Annotated in this window: 15 protein-coding genes; 11 read left to right on the forward strand and 4 right to left on the reverse strand. The window is 37.0% G+C overall.

The annotated features are described in order from the left end of the window. Nucleotides 1-2 precede the first annotated feature (2 nt). The 3 genes from ALGA_RS11020 to ALGA_RS11030 form a co-directional block, all read right to left on the reverse strand. Nucleotides 3-527 (reverse strand): threonine/serine exporter family protein, encoded by a 525-nt coding sequence (locus ALGA_RS11020; protein ID WP_096429352.1) that lies wholly within the window; start codon nucleotides 525-527, stop codon nucleotides 3-5. Between the two features lie 3 nt (nucleotides 528-530). Beyond that, nucleotides 531-1,301 (reverse strand): threonine/serine exporter family protein, encoded by a 771-nt coding sequence (locus ALGA_RS11025; protein WP_096429353.1) that lies wholly within the window; start codon nucleotides 1,299-1,301, stop codon nucleotides 531-533. A 274-nt stretch (nucleotides 1,302-1,575) separates the two neighbouring features. Continuing rightward, nucleotides 1,576-2,850 (reverse strand): exo-beta-N-acetylmuramidase NamZ family protein, encoded by a 1,275-nt coding sequence (locus ALGA_RS11030; RefSeq protein ID WP_096429354.1) that lies wholly within the window; start codon nucleotides 2,848-2,850, stop codon nucleotides 1,576-1,578. Nucleotides 2,851-3,061: 211 nt separating this feature from the next. Here ALGA_RS11030 and ALGA_RS22960 point away from each other — a divergent pair, with 211 nt between their 5' ends. The 11 genes from ALGA_RS22960 (at nucleotide 3,062) to ALGA_RS11085 (ending at nucleotide 21,311) form a co-directional block, all read left to right on the forward strand. Next, nucleotides 3,062-3,226, forward strand: coding sequence for a hypothetical protein (locus ALGA_RS22960; RefSeq protein WP_153244847.1), 165 nt, complete (start codon nucleotides 3,062-3,064; stop codon nucleotides 3,224-3,226). A gap of 2 nt (nucleotides 3,227-3,228) precedes the next feature. Further along, nucleotides 3,229-4,704, forward strand: a complete 1,476-nt coding sequence (locus ALGA_RS11035) for a glycoside hydrolase family 10 protein (RefSeq protein ID WP_096429355.1) — start codon at nucleotides 3,229-3,231, stop codon at nucleotides 4,702-4,704. A gap of 140 nt (nucleotides 4,705-4,844) precedes the next feature. Further along, a complete protein-coding gene (locus tag ALGA_RS11040; protein WP_096429356.1) occupies nucleotides 4,845-6,020 on the forward strand; it encodes a C40 family peptidase in 1,176 nt (391 codons plus the stop codon). A gap of 13 nt (nucleotides 6,021-6,033) precedes the next feature. Beyond that, nucleotides 6,034-7,179 (forward strand): dipeptide epimerase, encoded by a 1,146-nt coding sequence (locus tag ALGA_RS11045; protein ID WP_096429357.1) that lies wholly within the window; start codon nucleotides 6,034-6,036, stop codon nucleotides 7,177-7,179. Nucleotides 7,180-7,219: 40 nt separating this feature from the next. Continuing rightward, a complete protein-coding gene (locus ALGA_RS11050; protein ID WP_096429358.1) occupies nucleotides 7,220-10,249 on the forward strand; it encodes a SusC/RagA family TonB-linked outer membrane protein in 3,030 nt (1,009 codons plus the stop codon). A gap of 21 nt (nucleotides 10,250-10,270) precedes the next feature. Next, complete coding sequence (locus ALGA_RS11055) at nucleotides 10,271-11,812, forward strand: RagB/SusD family nutrient uptake outer membrane protein (RefSeq protein ID WP_096433586.1); 1,542 nt, start codon at nucleotides 10,271-10,273, stop codon at nucleotides 11,810-11,812. Nucleotides 11,813-12,730: 918 nt separating this feature from the next. Continuing rightward, the gene (locus tag ALGA_RS11065; RefSeq protein WP_096429360.1) at nucleotides 12,731-13,930 is read left to right on the forward strand and encodes a metallophosphoesterase; all 1,200 of its coding nucleotides are present in this window, start codon (nucleotides 12,731-12,733) and stop codon (nucleotides 13,928-13,930) included. Between the two features lie 21 nt (nucleotides 13,931-13,951). Continuing rightward, nucleotides 13,952-15,064, forward strand: a complete 1,113-nt coding sequence (locus tag ALGA_RS11070) for a hypothetical protein (RefSeq protein WP_096429361.1) — start codon at nucleotides 13,952-13,954, stop codon at nucleotides 15,062-15,064. 255 nt (nucleotides 15,065-15,319) lie between these two features. Continuing rightward, nucleotides 15,320-17,509, forward strand: a complete 2,190-nt coding sequence (locus ALGA_RS11075) for a glutamine synthetase III family protein (RefSeq protein WP_096429362.1) — start codon at nucleotides 15,320-15,322, stop codon at nucleotides 17,507-17,509. Nucleotides 17,510-17,672: 163 nt separating this feature from the next. Further along, nucleotides 17,673-20,030 carry a PorE family type IX secretion system protein gene (gene porE / locus ALGA_RS11080; protein ID WP_096429363.1) on the forward strand — a complete coding sequence of 786 codons (2,358 nt, stop codon included), beginning with the start codon at nucleotides 17,673-17,675 and terminating at the stop codon, nucleotides 20,028-20,030. Nucleotides 20,031-20,141: 111 nt separating this feature from the next. Continuing rightward, entirely contained in the window at nucleotides 20,142-21,311 is a 1,170-nt protein-coding gene (locus tag ALGA_RS11085; protein WP_096429364.1) for an AIR synthase related protein, read from the forward strand. A gap of 59 nt (nucleotides 21,312-21,370) precedes the next feature. On the opposite strand, the gene ALGA_RS11090 is transcribed toward ALGA_RS11085, so the two are convergent. Beyond that, on the reverse strand, nucleotides 21,371-21,697 hold the full coding sequence (locus tag ALGA_RS11090; protein ID WP_096429365.1) for a hypothetical protein: 327 nt from the start codon (nucleotides 21,695-21,697) through the stop codon (nucleotides 21,371-21,373). Nucleotides 21,698-21,716 lie beyond the last annotated feature (19 nt).

Genomic DNA, 21,716 nt, shown 5'->3' on the forward strand with positions numbered 1-21,716 from the left:
ATTTAATCCGAAGCTTTTTTTGATCCAAATATTTTAGTTAGAAATTTACTCGGTTTAATTTCTTTTGTTGATTTGTTACGGCTAAGTAACATGGGGGCAGCAACACCCAGCGAAAGTGCTGTTAAAACAAAAAAGGCTTTTAATCCGTTATCAAATGTTTCCTGTAGCAATTGAAGAAAAATGGTGTGATCATTTTCTCCCGTTAAACGGATAATTACCAACATCATGCGGTACGTAAATGCACCGGGGACCATTGGGATAACTGCAGGAATTGCAAAAATGAAGGGAGGCGAATGTCTAAGGTGAGCTGCTACAACGCTTAAAAATCCAATGAGTATGGCGCCCATAAAAGAGCTAAGAATGATGTTTATTCCCAACTTTAAACAGATTAGCTTTAGTGTTCCACCCAGAGCACCCATAATAAATATCACCCATAATGTTCGGGGAGGAACATTAAAGAGTACTGCGAAACCAGTAGCTGCAAAGCCCAGCCAAATCCAGGTTTCATATAAATGAATCCACTCCATATTTTAAATGTTATAAATTAGTATTGCTCCCAATAAGCCTAAGGCAATCGATAGGGCAATGGTTAATCCATTTATTCCTCTCACCACACCGTTTAAAATATTTCCGTCCAGAAGATCCAGTAGAGAATTAATTAATGGAATTCCAGGAATTAAATATAAAACAGAGGTGGCAAAAGCATATTCGGGGTTGTTGCCAATATGCAGGTAAACTGTAGCTCCCGAAATAAGAGATGACACAAACGCGGCTGAGAAAATGCATAAATAGGGATTGAACTCTCTTTTTACGGCTTCCTGTCTTACATATAAGCCAATAAAGCTTGCCACAAATGCAACGATCATTTCGATGGCTTCACCACCAAAAAGGCGACAAAAGGAGGCGCCTGCCAAAGCTACCATCAGTAGTGTTACGATTCGGGGATAATGAGATACAGACTTCAGTCGGTCTATTTCATTACGAACCATTTCCAAATCCCATTTTTCCTCTATAATGTGCCAGCTCATTCTGCTGAGTCCGCTCACAATTTTGAAATTGACACGATGAGTCGATGTTTGCATCAGTCGGCTAAAGAATTGATTCGACTCTTCGTTGTTTATGGTCAACATTAATGCACGATGGGTAATTAATAATTCGGCATGGTATCCATAGGCCGAGGCTATTCGCATTACAGTAACCCGAATTCTAAATGTATTTGCTCCGGTCTCCATAAGTAAGGCTCCAACTTCGAGCAGGATTTCACACAGCTCATTAATCTTATCTTTTTCGGATAAAACCATAATATTTGTTTTAAAATGATTCTAATTTGATAATTGAGTACTCCGAATTCCTGTTTCTGTTGATCTGCCTGATAGTAATCTGTTACTATATGTTTAACTGCAGGTAAATGTGTTTTGTAGTTAAGTAGTATAGATATTTAAAAGAGAGCTTCTATTTTGAAGTTTATATTGATTTTAAGATTCAAGGAATTTACGTTGCAAATGTAATCATTTTAAGAATTTTAACTTCGGAAGTGGCGGGGAAATTATGATTTGAATTTATAGTTCATACTTTTTACTTATACAAGTAGTGTTTTTTTGATTTTTCTTTAAATGATTCTGTCTGCGAAGACCAAAGTTCCTCAATGTCATTTACCAGAAAATCTTCTGTAAATCTCATTCTGATTTCCTTGCTTCCGCATACTTTATCAAACATGCTTAGTCGTGAGGCTTCACACATCTCAAATGGATTTTTATCAGGATACAATTTGTGACATTCCTGCATTACATAGAATTGAATGAGGGAAACAGGTGCTTTTTGAATGGCCGTAAAATGCAATTGAACTCCATGCAGCATAATGTCTTTGCCAACGGAATAGTAGGGTTTGTAGTGTACAGGTCTAAATAGAACGCCAGGAATGTCCAAATCATTTAAATTTTCTGCTAAATCATCAGCATCGATCCATTCGGCACCAAATAATTCGAATGGCTGAGTGTAACCAACACCAATCGAAATAGTATACAATTCGCCAAGTATGCCCGATGCCGCATAGTAAATTGCACTCATCGAATTAGGAATGTGCGGAGAAGTTGGCACCCAAGCCAATCCAGTTTCCCGAAAAGTCATGCTTCGATTCCATCCATCCATTGCGATTACTTGCAATTTACATTTCTTGCTTTCCTTTAATAAGCCTTCTTCATTCAAGTATTTAGCCAGTTCGCCACAAGTTAGTCCGTATACATAGGGTATCGGAAACTGACTCACAAAAGATATTTGCTTCGGCTCAACTAAACAGCCTTCTATCTTATTTCCTCCAAAAGGATTTGGTCGGTCGAGTACGATAAATTCGACATCATTTTCGGCGCAAGCTTCCATTAGCAATCCCATGCTGCTGATGTAGGTATAGGATCGTACACCAATATCCTGAATGTCATAAATAATAGCATCCAAACCTTTTAGCATTTTGGCATTTGGTTTTTGTTGCTTGCCATACAAAGAATAGACTAGAATACCTGTTTTCTTGTCGGTGTAGCTTGCTACTTTCTCCCCGGCGGCATGATCTCCCCGTATTCCATGTTCAGGGCTGAAAAGAACTTTCACCTCTATTTCGTTGCAAGAGTGAAGCAGATCAATAGTCGACTCTAGATCCTTGTTTACTCCCGTAGGATTGGTGATGATTCCAATCTTTTTTCCTTTAAGAATTGCATAGTTGGTTTTTTGTAGTACATCTATGCCTGTATCTACTTTTTGAGCAAGAATTGGTTTTTGTAAAAATAATACTTGCAAGCAAACTAATAGAAGGAAATAGACTGCTCTCAAAGGAATACGTAATGCATTGTTATTAATCATGATGACTATTTTTTAAGTTTTTGCAATTTAGACTCTTGTTTTCTTGTTTATTCCATTGCAAAACTAATAAATTTTATATTTTTGTAACATGTATGACAACTTAAAGAATATTTTTAAATGATGAAATGTTCTAGTCATTATTTTTTGCTTTCTTTTCATAGGTTGCAAGCTGTCTGATGTAAGCGCAGCAAATTTAGCCTTTTTAATTGAGATGGGTGAAATTACTATCGCCAGTCAATTTATTGAGGAGAAGCTTTTGGATGCTGTATCCGAAAGAGATGAACCTGTCAATTTTAAAAGAGGTGAATTGGAGTGGAAAGCTGGGAACATTTATTTTGGTGATTGGACTTATAAAATGAGAGTAACATACAATTAGAAATGAGTAAAAAAGGATTTATAGGATTGTTATTGTTGTTGATTGCCTTTGGTGCAATGGCTAAAAACAAATCGCCGAAAAGAGAGATGCGTGCGGTTTGGGTAGCTACAGTTGCTAATATTGATTGGCCATCGAAAACAGGACTTTCTGTTGATGAGCAAAAGAAAGAAATGATCACTCTTTTGGATCAGCACAAAAAGAACGGAATGAATACCATTGTATTTCAGATTCGACCAGCTACCGATGCTTTTTATCAATCACTCTACGAGCCTTGGTCACAATGGTTGAGTGGTGAGCAGGGAATTGCTCCAGATCCATTTTACGATCCACTGAAATTCGTAATCGAGGAATGCCATAAAAGAGCGATGGAACTTCATGCCTGGATGAATCCTTACCGGGCGGTATTTCTGTATGAGAATGCAAAAACAGATCCTGAACACATAACAAATCAACATCCTGATTGGTTTCTAAAATACGGGAAACACAAGTATTTTAATCCCGGCTTGCCCGAAACCAGAGCTTACGTATCTAAAATTGTAGGAGATGTAGTTCGACGATACGATGTGGATGCAATTCACTTCGACGATTATTTCTACCCCTACAAAATTGCAGGAAAGCCATTTCCTGATTCGTTAAGTTTTGTGCAAAATGGAGGTGACTTTTATCCGGATCGAATTGATGATTGGCGAAGAGATAATGTGAATCAGGTGATCAGACAAATTAACGATACAATTAAATCAATTAAGCCATGGATGCCTTTTGGAATATCTCCTTTTGGAGTTTGGCGCAATAAGGATATGGATAAATCCGGATCTAGAACCAAGGCTGGTCAAACGAATTATGACGACTTGTATGCTGATGTTTTGTTGTGGTTAAAAAACGACTGGATTGATTATGTGACACCTCAAATTTATTGGCACATTGGAAAAAAGGTGGCGAATTATCGAATTCTTGCCAAGTGGTGGCGAAAAAATTCTTTTGGTAAGCCGTGTTATATAGGGCATGGAGCTTACCGCTTGGACTCTGCTTCTAAAAGTAAGGCTTGGCAAAGTACAGATCAAATCATCCGACAAATAAAAATGAATCGTCGTTTGAATGGATTAAATGGGAGCATGTTTTTTTGTTCGAAGAATTTCACCGAAAACCGATTAGGAATTAATGAAGCCTTACAAACAGAGGTGTATCAGATTCCTGCTCTTAATTTGGAGAACAGTAACTATCAAAAAGCCAGGTTGGAAGCAGTAGAATTGCAAATAAAGGAAGATGCACTGACTTGGAATGCTGTTGAAGGAGCTATTTACTATGTAGTATATCAGTCGTCTGGAAAATCATTTAAAAACGATAAAGTATTTTGTATTACAACTTCTTTGGAATTAGAAATGCCAATACAAGGAAAAATGATGTTTTACTTAGTTAAATCAGTTGATAGAGGTCATTTTGAAAGTGCCGCCAGCAATTGGATAAAAGCGGGCAAATAAATAGATGGCTATTCATTGAATTAAAATATATTCACTTGTATGATAAGTATGTGCTTTTAAACATATTGAGCCGTTACAGGAAATCAATGGATGTGTTTAAATTTGGAATCATGTAAGATGTAATACCAATTAGTGTTGAGATGAGAAATAAAATTTGGTTAGTTATTATTTTTATTGGTTTTGCTTGTAGTAACAACTCAGACTTGTTGCAACAAGCAAGCCAAATTTCTCAAACTGTAAAGTTGCAGATTGCACCGGATGGTAGAGAGGCAATTTTTGATCCTGCTTTTTCTATTAGTAAGGACAACGGATTAGTAGTTAGTGGTGAGACATCTCTGTCGGAGGCAAAGTTAGCCTTGTTCTCAGCTTTGGAAGTTTTGAAAGTTCATTTGGTAGATAGCTTGGTTTTACTTCCCGAGAAAAAATTAGGGGATAAGAATTGGGGGGTAATCAATTTAAGTGTTGTGAACTTAAGAGCCTATCCAAAGCATTCGGCAGAGCTTGTTTCTCAATCAATAATGGGAACACCGGTCAGGTTATTAAAGGAAGAGGATGGTTGGTATCAAATACAAACTCCTGATCGATATATTGCTTGGGTTGATAGAGCTGCAATCGCTCAAAAAACAGAAGGCGAGATGGAGCAGTGGAGGAATTCAAAAAGAATAATTTTTATTCCTGATTTCGAAGTAGTAAAAGATCCGGGACAAAATGAGGTGGTGACCGATTTGGTCGCTGGTTCAATCCTTGAGGTTGAGAAAGAGAATAAAGACAGCTATGATTTGGCATTGCCCGATGGAAGAAGAATACAAGTTGAAAAATCAAACTGTGAAGTGTTTTCTGATTGGAAAAATCGGGAGTTAGAAGATATTGCTCTTTTAACCAAAACGGCAAAGCAATTTATCGGACGGCCTTATTTGTGGGGCGGAACTTCTGTTAAAGGGGTTGATTGCAGTGGATTTGTTAAATCAGTTTACTTTATAAACGGGATTATTTTAGCCCGTGATGCATCATTACAGTTTCTTCATGGAGATACCATTTCTCCCGGGCATGGGTTTTCGGAATTAGCAGAGGGAGATTTGGTTTTTTTCGGAAGAGCAAAGACAGATGAGAAGCCAATGAAAGTTACTCATGTAGGAATGTATATGAATCATGGAGAATATATTCATTCTTCAGGCAGAGTTAGAATAAATAGTTTTGATCCTGAAGCTGAAAATTATAATAATTACAGGTCGATCACCTGGTTGGGTGGCCGACGGGTTTTAAGTAGAATAGGAGAGTCCGGTATTGTGCGGGTTTCTGAGCACCCATGGTATTAAGAGAGCAAAAAAAATGACAATAGACAGAAGAAAATTTTTAGGAAACACCGGTTTATTAGCTGGAGCTGCATTTTTGCTTCCAGCCATGAATTCTTGTGGCGGAACTGGAACTGGAACTGGAAAATCAAGTTATTTTGGCAAAGGGCTAAAACTTAGCTTTGAGCCATATGAGTTGCAGCTGAAGCACGTGTTTACCATTGCATCTTTTTCCAGAACAACCACTCCGGTTATGCTTACGAAAATTGAGTGGGAAGGAGTTGTTGGTTATGGTGAAGCTTCAATGCCTCCTTATTTGGGCGAATCACACCAAACTGCGACTAAATTTTTAAACAGTTTGAATTTAAAACAGTTCTCCGATCCGTTCCGCTTGAGTGAAATACTAAGCTATGTGGATGCTGTTGCTGATGGAAATTGTGCGGCAAAGGCCTCAATTGATATTGCATTGCACGATTTAATCGGGAAATTATTGGAGAAGCCCTGGTTTAAAATATGGGGTTACAATAAGGAGGATACTCCGGTAACAACCTTTACCATAGGAATGGATAAACCTGATGTGGTAATTGAAAAAGTGAAGGAAGCTTCTCCTTATAAAATGTTAAAAGTGAAAATTGGGAGAGGTACCGATGAGGAGATGATTAATACAATTCGCAAAATTACAGATGTGCCTTTGTGTGTTGATGTGAATCAAGGATGGAAAGACAAGCATGAGGCCTTAGATAAAATTCATTGGTTAAAAGAACAGGGAGTCGTTTTTGTTGAGCAGCCAATGGATAAACACAATCTGGATGATATGGCATGGTTGACACAGCACAGCCCTTTGCCAACAATTGCAGATGAAGCTATTCAGCGATTGGATGATGTAGCAAAATTGCAGGGTGTATATTCTGGTATCAATATTAAATTGATGAAGTGCACAGGAATGCGCGAAGCTCATAAAATGATGAATGTAGCCCGTTCATTGGACATGAAAGTGATGATAGGATGCATGACGGAAACGTCTTGCGGTGTTAGTGCGGCAGCCCAACTGTCGCCTATGGTGGATTGGGCTGATTTGGATGGGAATTTATTAATATCAAATGATCCTTTTAAAGGAATTCAGGTTCTCGACGGGAAAGTAATTTTGCCCGACCGTCCGGGAATTGGAGTCACGAAAATATAAGTAATTTTTAATTATTTTTTGCTAATCTAAATTTAACACTATGAGAAAAATTGCATGCTTTACGCTAATCATGCTTCTTGGCTGGCAGGTATCCTGGGCACAGGATTTGCTGGTTAAAGGTGTGGTTACCGGTGCAGAAGACGGGTTGACTATCCCGGGAGTTTCGGTTGTCGTAAAAGGTACAACCAACGGAACAACTACCGATTTTGATGGGAAATACGAAATTAAAATTGGAACGAATACCATTTTGGTATTTTCTTACATTGGAATGAAATCATTTGAGGCCACAGTTGGTGCTCAAACAGAATTAAATGTGGCACTGGAATCTGATAATTTCGCAATGGACGAAATTGTGGTTGTGGGTTACGGTGTTCAGAGAAAAAGTGATATAACGGGTGCAGTAGCATCTGTAGATTTCGAAGATCTAGAGTCTCAGCCTATTAATACGGTGAGTGATGCATTAAAGGGTAGAATTGCCGGGGTACAGGTAATTTCAAACAGTGGATCTCCAGGGGGATCAACTTCTATCCGTGTTCGTGGTATTGGATCTGTAAATAATGCAGAGCCATTATATGTTGTTGATGGAATACCAACATCAGATATTGATTTTCTTAATCCGAATGATATTGCATCTATTGAAGTTTTGAAGGATGCTTCTTCATCTGCTATTTATGGTTCTCGTGGGGCAAACGGAGTTGTTTTGGTGAGTACAAAAAGCGGAAAAGTGAATTCGGCCCCAAGAATTTCGGTTGATGCTTACTACGGCGTAAAAGAGGTTCTTAACAATTGGGAAACAACTTCAGGTTCTGAATGGTATTCCATTCAGGAGGAAATGAATAAAACCAGAACTTCTCCACTTGATTTATCTCAGGTTGATAAAAGTGTAAATACTGATTGGTTTGATGAAATTACTCGTTCGGCTACGGTTCAGGATTATAATATTAATGTTTCCGGAGGTTCTGATAAATTAACCTATATCGTGGGTGTTGGGTATTATGACGAAGAAGGTACTGTAATAGGTTCTGATTACGAAAGAATTAATACTCGATTGAAAACAGAATATCAAGCCAAAGAATATTTGAAAATTGGAACCAATATCAATATTCAAAGTAATAAGAGGAGTTCAATTTTAGAAGGTAGTTACCATACAGGTGTTATTAATACAGCTATCAAATTAGAGCCTGTTATTCCAGTATGGATTAATAAGGCTGATGGAAAATATGATTATTCTAAATTTACGGATTATCCAAATCCTGTTGCTCAAATTGAATACGATAATTACAGAACTGAACAATTCCGTTTATTAGGGAATGTTTTTGCTGAGTTGGAAATCATTAAAGATTTAAAATTTAAAACCAGTTATGGTTTGAACAGAAGTGTAACTGACACTTATGATTTTGATCCGGTTTACAGTGTGAATACAAATCAAAGTAATGGAATAAGTAAGGTTTATAGAGGTTATAAGCGTTCTGTGTATCAGACTTGGGAAAATACTTTAGCCTACAACAAAACGATAGGGAAACATAGTATTGGTGCTTTGGTAGGTTTTACCAAGGAGAAAAGCCGTGACGAATGGATGTCGGGTAGCAAAACTAATGTTCCTAATGAAGATGAAACACTTTGGTTTTTGGATGGAGCAGCTGATGGAGATCTTGCAGCTGGTTCTGCTTCGGAGTACACATTAATGTCTTATTTGGGGCGTATTAACTATTCTTACGACAACAAATATCTGATGACTGTTAACTTCCGCTCCGATGGATCTTCCAGGTTTGCTGATGGTAATCGTTGGGGATATTTTCCTTCAGTAGCCTTGGGATGGAAGCTTTCCGAAGAAAATTTCATGAAAGAAATTGATTGGCTTTCTATCTTAAAACTTCGCGGAGGTTGGGGACAGATTGGAAACCAGAATATTGGAACTTACCCGTACCAAACAACCATGAATGGTAGTGCTCAGTATCGTTATATTTTGGGCAATGATGAGGCTGTAAATCAGGGTTACGTTGTAACATCGATGAAAGATCGCAATATTCAATGGGAAACTGTTGAATCTTTAAATCTTGGTGTTGATGCAGCTTTGTTTGATGCTCGAATGGAAGTTTCCTTTGATTGGTTTAATAAGGATACAAAAGACATGTTGCTTTCTGTACCAATTCCTTACTATTATGGATATGAATCAGGACCAGTTGTTAATGTTGGAGAGGCAAATAATAAAGGAATTGAAGTTTCCTTAAGTTGGAGAGATCAGGTTGGAAAAGATTTCAGTTACAACATCGGATTAAATGTATCAACTTATAAAAATGAGATGAAAAGTCTTGGTTCCGGACAGCCAATTACCGGAGGAAATTACTACTTGGGAAGTGCTACAAGAACCGAGGAAGGGGAATCTATTGGATACTTCTATGGATATAAAACCGATGGCGTGTTCCAGTTACAATCTGAAATTGATGAGTACGCAATTCAACAAGGTTCCGACAACTCAGGTCTTCAGCCTGGTGATATGAAGTTTGTAGATGTAACTGGTGATGGTGTTGTGGACGGCGATGATAGAACCAAACTTGGAAGTCCTGATCCTGATTATACTTACGGTATTAATTTAGGAGCTCAGTATAAAAATTGGGAAATTAGTGCTTTCATTCAAGGATCTAAAGGAAATGAGATTTTCAATGCGATGAAAACTCACCTTTATAAGTTTGATGAAACAAACAAGCATAAGGATATGTTGAATTCCTGGACTCCAACGAATACAAATACCAATATGCCAAGGCTTACTGGTTACGACAGGAATGACACAAATCGTACTTCTGATCGTTTTGTGGAGGATGGATCATACATGCGCTTGAAAAATCTTATGGTGGCATACAATTTCCCAAAACGTATGTTGAATAGGTTAAAGTTAAATTCGGCTAAATTGTATTTCTCTGGTCAAAACTTATGGACTGTTACTGACTATTCTGGTGCTGATCCTGAGATAGGGCAGGTATCTTCTACTAATTATTTAAGCCGTGGTGTTGATATTGGAACTTACCCTCAGGCGAAAACTTATGTTGTGGGTGTAAAACTTGGATTCTAAATCTACTAAAACATGAAAAGAATGAAAATATATATTAAATCAATTAGCAAATTGCTTTTGGTTTTGACTGCAAGTTTAGTCTTGACCAATTGTAGCGATGATTTTCTTGATCAAGATAAATTGGGACAGGAAACCTCTGACGTATATTTTAATAGTCAGGACAAAGCAGTGTCTTCATTGACTGCTGCTTATTCCGATATAAAAGATTATCGTTTTGGATGGTTTTTTTGGGCTTTTGGTGAAACCATGAGTGACAATGCAATCTACAGCGGAAGCGATGGTGACAATGCTGGGTTTGAACCATTAAAAACGTTTAATGGAACTGCCGACATGTTTCAGGTTCGATATAAATGGGATTTATGTTACCGTGGAATTAATAAATCGAGCCAGGCAATCGTAGGGATTGAGGGAATGGCTGATGAATTGTTTGAATCAGTGGCTTTCAAAAATCGTTTAATTTCAGAAGCGAAGGTTTTAAGAGCTTTTTATCATTTCGAATTGGTTCGTGCTTTTGGACGAATTCCAATATTAGACCATTTGATTAAAACTGCGGGAGAGAAAATTGGACAATCCGAGACCGCGGATGTCTATGCATTTATTATTTCCGAATTGGAAGCTGCAGAACCAAATTTGCCTGTTAAAAGTGCATATAGTGCTAGTGATTTAGGACGGGTAACCAAAGGTTTTGCACAAGGATTTTTAGCTAAGGTTAATCTTTATGCTGAAAATTTTGCGGATGCAAAAATTTGGGCTAAGAAAGTGATGGATTCTAATGAATATCAGCTGGATCCTGATTATGCTCATGTTTTTTCTTTTGATGGAGAAAATGGAATTGAATCTTTATTTGAAATTGATTTTATTGAATCGTTAACAGAGGCCGGAGCAACTACAAATAATGGGAACTTCCAAACTTTGTTCCAAATTCCAAGGAATATTACTTACGGTTACGGGATTAACCAGCCTACACAGGATTTGGCTGATGCTTATGATGCTGCTGGGGATGTTATTCGTAAGGCGGCCACCCTACTTACAACGGATGAGGTTTATGCCAATGAAATTTCTCAAGGTGTTTGGGATTGGTATAATTTACAAACCGATTCTCAAGTCGCTAATGATTCTTTAGATCAATGGAAGGCTAAGTTGACCTTCAACAGAACGGGTTATTATCAGCAGAAAATTTATGTAGGACCAGCTGATCGATCTCCTGAGATTCGTAATAATGCAAATAATACTCGTATTATGAGATATGCTGAAGTTCTTTTGACTTACTCTGAAGCATGTTACAGAACTACCGACGAAGGTAATGCACGGATAGCATTGAATCTTGTTCGGGATCGCGCAGGTTTGACAGCTCTTACAACTTCAGGAACTGCATTACTAGATGCAATTTATGCCGAGCGTCGTCTCGAATTGGCAGGGGAAAATGATCGTTACCACGAATTACTTCGCACGAATAGGGCTAATATCTTGCCGTTTTATTCGGAAGCGCATAAATATTGGCCTGTGCCGCAGGCTGAAATTGATAGAACCACAGGTGAAATCGAGCAAAATCCTGGATATTAATTCAGGTACTATGTAGTAGTAGTGTAACAGGGGTTCTTCGGAATCCCTGTTTTTTTTATGAGTAAAAGCTATGTCATTTTTTTACTGTCTCCGGATCACATTTGTTTTCTGGATAAATACTTATACAATTTACGATCAAAAGCCTGCTTAAAATCTCAGACTGGTCATACTCTTACTCTACTTCAAAACAAATCCACCATGTCAGGCTATAACTTGATTATAAATTTGAAAGAACTATTTAATAAGAGTATATTTTTTATTAAGCGGAACCGAACTGGATTTATATTTACGCCGATCAGTTCTCAAAGAACGAGGAACGGCGGGTACAAATGATCGTTCAGTGGGTACAAGTGATCAAACGGTGGGTACAAATGATCGTTCAGTGGGTACAAGTGATCAAACAGTGGGTACAAATGGACAAACGGCGGGTACAAATGAATAAACCATGGGTACAGAGGCTTGGTTAGCTTGAATGAGAACGAAATTTTTCTTCAAAACATCTGGTTGAAATTTTATTTTCTTTGAATTCTCCGGCAACAATTACCCTCCCATTAGCGATCTGAGATGGTGTCAGAACAAAATAAAAAATGCTCTGTTTGATTTTGGGCAAAATGGTAGATTGTTTCGAATAGCACCAGCGAAATTGGCCATTGCCTGCTAAAATCCAGGATATTAATTCAGGTACTATGAAGTAGCCGCGCAACAGGGGTTCTTCGGAATCCCTGTTTTTTTATAGGGTAAAAGCTATGTTTTTTTTTTACTATCTTCATCTAAAACCATCATAGTTCACAATCGAACACTCTCTGTATTAATAACGAACAATAAAATCTTTTTCTTTTTGAGAGTTTTGGTTTAGTTTTTGAATTTAAGAGAGATAGTGATTTTGGTATTTAATTTGAACACAAAACTCCTAATGATATGTATCAACCAATTCGGAATTATAAAATTATAATCTTCTTAGCCGCAATTAACTTATGGTCTTTGAATGCAAGTGCGCAAGAAAAGAAGGAGGAATTAGGTTCCGGGGCTTTTTCATCATACGATAAGGTATTTAATGGGAATGTAAAGGAGATAAATTTAGATGATTATGCTGATGGTCCGCATTTTTTTTGGCTCGATTCTACAATCGTAAAGTCATGGTATATTAATCATGAAAAAGAAGGGAATACAATTGATATTCGGGAAAAGAAAATAAAGGTTAAGGGAGATTCTGTTTTGGTTAAGGGGCAAAAAGGAGATTCAAATCGATATTGGCTTCGAAAAGGGAAATATCCAGTGCAAAGTGCTGAATACTCAGGTGTAAATAAGCTGTTAGCGATTGGTGATGTACATGGAGAATACGATGTTCTGGTTGAATTGCTTCAAAATTCAGGGGTTATTGATGAAAATTTGGATTGGAAATGGGGCGATGGACATCTGGTTTTTATAGGGGATATTTTTGATCGAGGTGATAAGGTGACTGAAAGTCTGTATTTAATAAAGAAATTACAGCGGCAGGCCAATGAAAATAAAGGGAAACTGCATTTATTGCTAGGGAATCATGAAGTAATGGTTTTGATGAACGATTCTCGATACATTGCCCCTAAGTATAAGAACATGTGTCAAAGATTAATGATGAATTACCCTAGGTTTTTTGCCGAAAACACGGAATTGGGTAAATGGTTGAGATCATTGAATTCTGTCGTGAAAATTAACGATATGCTATTTGTTCACGGTGGTTTGTCTCCGGATTTAGTTGATCGGGGACTTAGTATTGAACAGATAAATGATGACATAAGAAAAAGCTTAAATAAAGACAATGAGATGACACATGAGGAGTTGATGAAAGCCGTATACTTTCCTGAAAATCCGTTGTGGTATCGAGGTTATTTAATGAAATCAAGAAGTTATTCAATCATAAATACGGAGGAATTGAATAAGGTGTTGTCTTACTACAATACAAACCGAATTTTTTTCGGGCATACAGAGGTGGAGTCCATACGTTTTTTGCATGAAGGCAAAGTGGGTGCTATAAATGTTCCCATGGGATATTCCGAAATTAAACCACAGGTATTATTAGTTGAGGAGGGGAGATTTTACCGCTGTTTTATCGATGGAAGTAAAGAGTTAATTGAATAATGGTCCATTATAAACAATACAATGAATATATCGAACTTGTTTGTGTACGAGAATAATTTTAAAATGGACTTTGTTATTAGAGTCTTTTTAATCTCATTCCTTCTTGTTCAATCTGTTTCTGTTGTTGCAATATCAAGAAAAGAGAGAGATAGCTTGTTGCGCTTACCGTTGTTCAAAAATGATAAACTCCTTGAAATTGAATTAAAAACTAATTTATCCAATTTATTAAATGATATTGGAGAGGATCGGAAGTATCATAAATGTCAGTTTCGTCTTCTTGGAAATAATAAGGAATCCGAAAGTAATCTGGATGTCGAAGTAATGACCCGGGGGAATTTTCGAAGACGAAAACAAAACTGTGATTTTCCTCCATTGCGTTTTAAGATTCCTACCGAAGAAGTAACCGGAACCGAGTTCGAGGGACAAAGCAAATTAAAGTACGTGAGTCATTGTCAATCCAGGGATGATGGATTTGAACAGAATACAATAAAGGAATATCTTATTTACAAGATGTATAATTTGATAGATGACCATAGTTTCAGAGTTCGTTTGTCTCGTGTTTTATTTATTGATGCGCTCACAAACGATTCTCTTAAGAAATTTGGTTTCTTTCTTGAGGATAAAAATGACCTTGCTTCCCGAAACGGAAAAGTAATACTGCATTATAAAAATTTGAAGCAATACAATATGCTTCGAAAAAATATGGTAATGCTGTCTTTGTTTCAGTTGATGATTGGAAATTCCGACTGGGATGTTAGTCGACTGCACAATATTGATATTTTATCGATGGATGAACATAGTATTCCGGTTGCAGTTCCTTTCGATTTTGATTGGTCAGGAATTATCAATCAAGCTTATTTCACCTTGGATCCTCAAATAGCACCTGATGCAAAGTACAAACGAAAATATAAAGGATACAAGTGGAGAGATGAGGAGTTGGAAACTGCTTTTTCTGCTTTTAATGAATTAAAGGAATCATTTCTGAAATTGATTTCCCAATGCGAATATCTAAATGAGGAGAATAAAACTGGTTTAACTGAATATGTACTAGATTTTTATGAATTGATAAGCTCAAAAAAGGATATTAGAGATGTTATTCTGAAAAAATCGCCAAAAATTCCATCAAAGATATAAAAAATTGGATTTTTTTTGAAAAAGCTAAAATTTTAAGCGCAAACGATAAAAACAAGGGGCTGTCGTCCTGTTTTTATCGTTTTTTATTTAGCTTGGTGTGTTTATTTTCACTTGTGGAATTGCTAAAGTGATTTTTTTTATTCACATTTGTACTATTGCTAAAGGGGGTATTGAGTGAAAATTGAATACATTTTTTGCTGAGTACCCCTTTTTTCAATACGGATTAAGATATCAATAACTAAAATTTTTGTTTTTATGGCCACGATTAGATTTAAAGCGTTAGGGGAGTTACTTAAAAGGGAAGCTATTCCTGTTGTTTTCCCTTCAAATAAGGTGACTGATTATTACGGTGATCTAGTGTTTAATGCAGAGTCCATGAGAAAGTACCTTTCTAAAGATGCTTTTCGTGCTGTAACGACTGCTAATAAGAAAGGTTTGTCTGTAGATCCAAAAATGGCTGATAATATTGCTGCTGGGATGAAAGCTTGGTCGATGGAAAAAGGTGCAACTCATTATACTCACTGGTTTCAGCCATTAACAGATGGTACTGCAGAAAAACATGATGGTTTTATCGATTATGGTGATGGCGGTCATATTATTGAAAATTTTTCAGGTAAATTATTGGCTCAGCAAGAGCCAGATGCGTCTTCATTTCCTTCAGGGGGAATTCGTCAAACATTTGAAGCTCGTGGTTATACCGCTTGGGATGTATCGTCTCCGGCCTTTATTGTTGGTACAACACTTTGTATTCCTACTATATTTATTGCTTACACAGGAGAAGCTCTTGATTACAAGGCTCCCTTGTTAAAAGCCCTGACTGCTGTTGATGAAGCTGCTGTTGGTGTTTGTCAGTATTTCGATAAAAATGTAACTAAGGTTCATACTAACCTAGGATGGGAACAAGAGTATTTCCTTATTGATGAAGCTTTGTATCAAGCTCGTCCAGATCTTGTGCTAACGGGTCGTACCTTAATGGGACACTCATCTTCTAAAGATCAGCAATTGGACGATCACTATTTTGGATCTATTCCTGATCGTGTTACTGCTTTCATGATGGAATTGGAAGTTGAATGTCATAAATTAGGAATTCCTGCGAAAACTCGTCACAACGAGGTGGCTCCAAGTCAGTTCGAATTAGCTCCTATTTACGAAGAGGCTAACCTTGCAAATGATCACAATCAATTGTTGATGGATGTGATGAAAAGAGTTGCGCGTCGTCATAAATTCCATGTTCTTTTTCACGAAAAACCTTTCGCTGGAATTAATGGATCAGGGAAACACAATAACTGGTCTCTAGGAACAGATACAGGTGTCGTTCTTCTGGCTCCAGGTAAAAATCCTAAAGCCAATATCCAATTCCTTACCTTTGTGGTAAATACATTGATGGCTGTATTTAAGAATCAGGATTTGTTGCGTGCATCAATTCTTACAGCTTCGAACAGTCACCGTTTAGGTGCAAACGAGGCGCCTCCTTCAATCATTTCTGTTTTTCTTGGCGATGAAGTTTCAAGAATGTTAGATAGAATTGTTGAAGAAGTTGGCGAAAGGAAAATGACGCCAGATGAAAAGACTGCATTAAAATTAGGTATTGGTAGAATTCCTGAGATTATATTAGATAATACCGATCGTAACCGTACTTCTCCATTTGCATTTACCGGTAATCGTTTTGAGTTCCGTGCTGTTGGATCTTCAGTGAATAACGCTGCCGCAATGACTGCTTTAAGTGCCTCAGTTGCTGTTGAGTTAAAAGAATTTAAAATAGCTGTTGATACTTTGATTGAACAGGACATCAAGAAGGATGAGGCGATTTTCCAAGTTCTTAAGAAGATGATCATTGAGTGTAAGGCTATCCGTTTTAATGGTGATGGTTATTCGCAGGAATGGGTAGAAGAGGCTAAAAAGAGAGGTCTTTCAAATATAATGAGTGTTCCTGAGTCTTTATCTCAGTACCTTGCTCCTACTTCTAAAAAATCTTTAGTTGGAACTGGAGTGATGACAGAAGTAGAATTGGAAGCTCGTGTTGAAGTAGAATTGGAGAAATTTACTAAGAAAATTCAGATTGAAGCTCGTGTTCTTGGAGATCTAGCGATTAACCACATTGTACCAACGGCTGTTGCTTATCAAACTAAGCTGATTCAGAATGTTCAGGGATTAAAAAATCTATTCTCCAACAGCGAGTATGAAGAATTATCTTCTGCACGTCTTGAGTTGATTAAAGAAATTTCTGGTCATATTAGTTCAATTAAAGCGAAAGTAAAAGCAATGATTGAAGCACGTAAGGCTTGTAATGTGTTGGAAGAAGGAATTGAAATGGCTAAGGCTTACGATGAAAAAGTTCGTCCATATCTTGACGATATTCGTCAGCACATCGATAAGTTGGAGTTGGTCGTTGATAATGAAATGTGGCCTTTGCCAAAATATCGCGAATTGTTATTTAATAACTAATCGAGACAACAATAAAAATTGTAAAAGGATGTTCATTTATTTGAACATCCTTTTCTGTTTGATATAAGAATAAATTATCTCTCATAACAATCTATGGACCTCTAGAATAAAATAATTATTTTTATACCTTGTTAGTTCAAAAAATGAATTTTAAACTCAACTGATGAAGCTCTTTTCTAATATCTGTATCTTAATTATTCTTAGCATATTTGTTTCCTGTTCTGCACAATCCTATATTAATCGTGGCGATAAAATGGTGAAGTCCGGACGCTACTACAATGCGCAAGGCTTGTACGAAAAGGCTTATAAAAAGTCCAAGGATAGAGAAGCTAAGGCTGATATTGCCTTCAAGGCAGCTTCTTGTTACGATCAGGTAAATGAGGCACGTAGAGCTTCGTCATGGTATCGTAAAGCCATCTTAAATCGGGATACATTTTCAAATGCCGTTTTGAATCTGGCATATGCCGAAGTGAAAAATGGAAAAATAGAAGATGCGGAGGAAAATTTCTGGGAGTATCTGGATCTTAAGCCAGAAGCAAAGGCAGATAATGATCCTTCTGAAATTCTAAAAAGAATTAGTGAATGGGAAGAATATCCTGGAAGATATAAAGTTGAGATATTAAGTGATTTTAATTCTTCGAGTAGCGATTTTTGCCCGATTTACATGGGGAAGGATACGAATGTTGTCTTTTTTTCATCAACTAGAAAATTGAATGATAAGCCTAAAAAAGATGGTGTTACCGGAGATTTTCACTCTAATATTTTTGAATCTCATTATTCCAATGAAGTGATTCGGAAAAGTAGAAAGAGGAAAGGAAGAAAAGCAACATCACGAAAAGTAACTGTAGATACTTATCAGTGGAGTAAGGCACGTGGAGTTGGAGATACCATTAATACTGATTGGAACGAAGGTGCTGCATGTTTTTCTCCCGAAGCAGATGTGTTGTATTTTACTTCTTCCCGAAAAGTAACCAAAGAAAATCAGGGAACGAAGATATTTGTTGTGCAAAGACAAGAAGATGGTTGGGGACGTGTTGCCCAACTTGACTTGGTTCCGGATAGTTTATCGGTTGGGCATCCATCCATTTCAGCCGATGGTACCATCTTGTATTTTGTGTCGGATATGCCAGGAGGTTATGGTGGAAATGATATTTGGATGGCTAAGAAAAGTGGAAGTAGTTGGAGCGAACCACAAAATTTAGGTCGCCCAATTAATACCCCTGATGATGAATTGTTTCCATTTATTAAAAGTAATGGCGATTTGTATTTTGCATCCGATCGTAAAGAAGGAATGGGTGGTTTGGATATTTATCGCGCTAAGCGGGAAGAAACGGGTGTATGGCGGGTTGAAAACATGAAATACCCGATTAATTCTACAGCAGATGATTTTGCACTTGTTTTTAGATCAGATGAGGAAAAAGGAATGTTCACCTCTTCGAGAAAGAGAGGGAACGATGATATTTATGGGTTCAAGTATGTGCCGTTACAATTTTCATTATCAGGGAAAGTAGTGAATTCTGAAACGAATGAAGTTGTCTCTAAAGCAGAAATTCATATTGTTTCTTCGAATGGTGAGCAAACAGATAGTAGGTCTAATGTGGAAGGACAATTTAATATAGATCTTGATCCAGAACTGGAATATATTGTAATGGTTTCGGCGGAAGGATATTTAAACGGGAAAGAGCTGTTAAGTACTGTCGGGATAGATCTTAGTCGCAATTTTAAATCGACAATTGGATTAAAACCAATCGAAAAGCCAATTGAATTACCAAATATACTTTATGATTTTGGATCTTGGGAATTGAGAGATGAGTCAAAAACGGCATTGGATGTTCTGGTGGAGACATTAAATGATAATCCAAAAATTACTATTGAACTGGGATCGCATACCGATTATGTTGGAAGCGAGTCTACAAACCGTGATATTTCTCAGAAAAGAGCTCAGTCGGTTGTTGATTACCTGATCGAAAAAGGAATATATTGGGATCGATTAATAGCTCATGGTTACGGTGAATCTAAACCATTGACTGCTAATGCAGATAAAGCTAAAGAGTACGGATTTTTAACTGAGGGCGATGTGGTAAGCGAATCTTTTATCAGTAAACTGAGAGAAAAAGAGAAGGAAGAGGCTAATCAATTGAATCGAAGAACCGATTTTAGAGTTTTATCAACAGATTATGAGCCTGGACCAAATTCCAAAGTAAAGCCAGGTTCCGATTTTAGTCAGATTGGAAGTACACTAATAAAAGATTTATCAGAAATTAAAGGTGTTTTTTATACCATTCAGATAGGAGCATTTAATAAAAATACGATTCCGCCAATACTTCAAAAATACAAAGTTGTTTTCAGAGGAAATGTAGATTCCTCAACAGTAAGATACACTACAGGAATATTCGATGACCTAGAGGCAGCAAGGGCTGAGGCAAGTAAGATTGGTAAAACTGGAATTAATGCATTTGTGATCGCATACAATAAAGGGAAAAAGATTACCTTTGCCGAAGCAAAAAAATTGAAGAAGTAAATGAGTAAGTAAGGAGGAAGTAGATGTGTTTTAAGTTCTTGATATTTGAATCTTAAAATTTAAATGCTTTGTTCTTTTAGCTTGTTGCTTTTACCTTTTATCTAAACAACCATGAGGAAAGACGAAAGATATAATCTAAGAGGAGTGTCAGCATCGAAGGAGGATGTGCATAGTGCAATTAAAAATTTGGATAAAGGATTGTATCCAAATGCATTTTGTAAAGTCGTACCAGATTACCTAACAGGTGATGCCGACTATTGCAATATTATGCATGCCGATGGGGCGGGTACAAAATCATCTCTTGCCTATATGTATTGGAAAGAAACGGGTGATATATCTGTATGGAAAGGAATTGCTCAGGACGCATTAATCATGAATTTGGATGATTTACTTTGTGTAGGAGCGGTCGATAATATTCTTTTGTCATCAACTATTGGAAGAAATAAGAACCTGATTCCAGGTGAAGTTCTTTCTCAAATTATAAATGGAACTGAAGAATTACTAGCTGAGTACAGTAAAATGGGAGTTAATATTCATTCTACTGGTGGTGAAACTGCTGATGTGGGAGATTTAGTTAGAACCATTATTGTTGATTCAACAGTTGCTTGTCGCATGAAGCGGGAAGATGTAATTACTAATGAGAAAATTCAGGCTGGCGATGTAATCGTTGGTTTGTCTTCATCAGGAATTGCTACTTACGAAACTGAATACAACGGAGGAATGGGATCGAATGGATTAACTTCTGCCCGTCACGACGTTTTTTCAAAATATCTAGCCGGAAAATATCCGGAAAGCTTTGACAGTGCAGTCCCTGAGGAATTAGTTTATTCGGGTAATTGTAAATTAACAGATAAAGTTGAAGGTGTTGATATTGACGCTGGTAAATTGGTACTTTCACCAACAAGAACCTACGCTCCGATTATTAAAAAGATCTTGGATCAATTCAGATCTCAAATTCATGGAATGATTCATTGTTCGGGTGGAGCTCAGACGAAAGTGCTTAACTTCGTTGACAATATTCATATCGTAAAAGACAATATGTTTTCAGTTCCTCCTTTGTTTAAACTGATAAAAGAACAAAGTGGAACATCTTGGGATGAAATGTACAAGGTGTTTAATATGGGGCACCGATTTGAATTGTATGTTCCGCAGGAAATTGCTGAAGAAATTATTTCTATCTCAAAAGAATTTAATGTAGATGCTCAAATAATTGGCCGTTGTGAGCCAAACGAAGGTAAAAAATTGACAATAAAAAGTGAATTTGGAGAGTTTGAGTATTAAGAGATCAAAACAAAAACAAAGAAGGCCAACTGATTATGAAAGTTGGCCTTCTTTGTTTTTTAATCTTTTGGTTCAAATCCCCATTCTTTCAGGATGTTTGGCTCATCCGGATAAATTCTTACTAATAAATTCCGAATAGATCGAATTTCATTCGATATGAATTTCAAATCACTTGCTTTTTCTTGCTTCGTGTCAGGTAAAGGGGGATCTCCGTTTAGTTTGATCTCCTTGAGAGATTGAATGTTGTTAAGTTTCAAGACTAGCCGATCCATGTTTACAGCACCATTTAATAAACTCTTCTTTTTTTGAGTTTCATGTCTTTCGTTAATTTTTACCAACAGACCTAATAATCGGTCTTCATTTCGAGGAATTCTTACTTTCACCATACGCTGATTTTTTTAGCGA

Source organism: Labilibaculum antarcticum (assembly GCF_002356295.1).
Classification (GTDB): Bacteria; Bacteroidota; Bacteroidia; order Bacteroidales; family Marinifilaceae; genus Labilibaculum; species Labilibaculum antarcticum.

Excerpts from the sequence above, each read along its gene's own strand:
- ALGA_RS11020 (WP_096429352.1), bottom strand. The coding sequence starts at position 527 with ATGGAGTGGATTCATTTATATGAAACCTGGATTTGGCTGGGCTTTGCA.
- ALGA_RS11025 (WP_096429353.1), bottom strand. The coding sequence starts at position 1,301 with ATGGTTTTATCCGAAAAAGATAAGATTAATGAGCTGTGTGAAATCCTG.
- ALGA_RS11030 (WP_096429354.1), bottom strand. The coding sequence starts at position 2,850 with ATGATTAATAACAATGCATTACGTATTCCTTTGAGAGCAGTCTATTTC.
- ALGA_RS22960 (WP_153244847.1), top strand. The coding sequence starts at position 3,062 with ATGGGTGAAATTACTATCGCCAGTCAATTTATTGAGGAGAAGCTTTTG.
- ALGA_RS11035 (WP_096429355.1), top strand. The coding sequence starts at position 3,229 with ATGAGTAAAAAAGGATTTATAGGATTGTTATTGTTGTTGATTGCCTTT.
- ALGA_RS11040 (WP_096429356.1), top strand. The coding sequence starts at position 4,845 with ATGAGAAATAAAATTTGGTTAGTTATTATTTTTATTGGTTTTGCTTGT.
- ALGA_RS11045 (WP_096429357.1), top strand. The coding sequence starts at position 6,034 with ATGACAATAGACAGAAGAAAATTTTTAGGAAACACCGGTTTATTAGCT.
- ALGA_RS11050 (WP_096429358.1), top strand. The coding sequence starts at position 7,220 with ATGAGAAAAATTGCATGCTTTACGCTAATCATGCTTCTTGGCTGGCAG.
- ALGA_RS11055 (WP_096433586.1), top strand. The coding sequence starts at position 10,271 with ATGAAAATATATATTAAATCAATTAGCAAATTGCTTTTGGTTTTGACT.
- ALGA_RS11065 (WP_096429360.1), top strand. The coding sequence starts at position 12,731 with ATGTATCAACCAATTCGGAATTATAAAATTATAATCTTCTTAGCCGCA.
- ALGA_RS11070 (WP_096429361.1), top strand. The coding sequence starts at position 13,952 with ATGAATATATCGAACTTGTTTGTGTACGAGAATAATTTTAAAATGGAC.
- ALGA_RS11075 (WP_096429362.1), top strand. The coding sequence starts at position 15,320 with ATGGCCACGATTAGATTTAAAGCGTTAGGGGAGTTACTTAAAAGGGAA.
- porE (WP_096429363.1), top strand. The coding sequence starts at position 17,673 with ATGAAGCTCTTTTCTAATATCTGTATCTTAATTATTCTTAGCATATTT.
- ALGA_RS11085 (WP_096429364.1), top strand. The coding sequence starts at position 20,142 with ATGAGGAAAGACGAAAGATATAATCTAAGAGGAGTGTCAGCATCGAAG.
- ALGA_RS11090 (WP_096429365.1), bottom strand. The coding sequence starts at position 21,697 with ATGGTGAAAGTAAGAATTCCTCGAAATGAAGACCGATTATTAGGTCTG.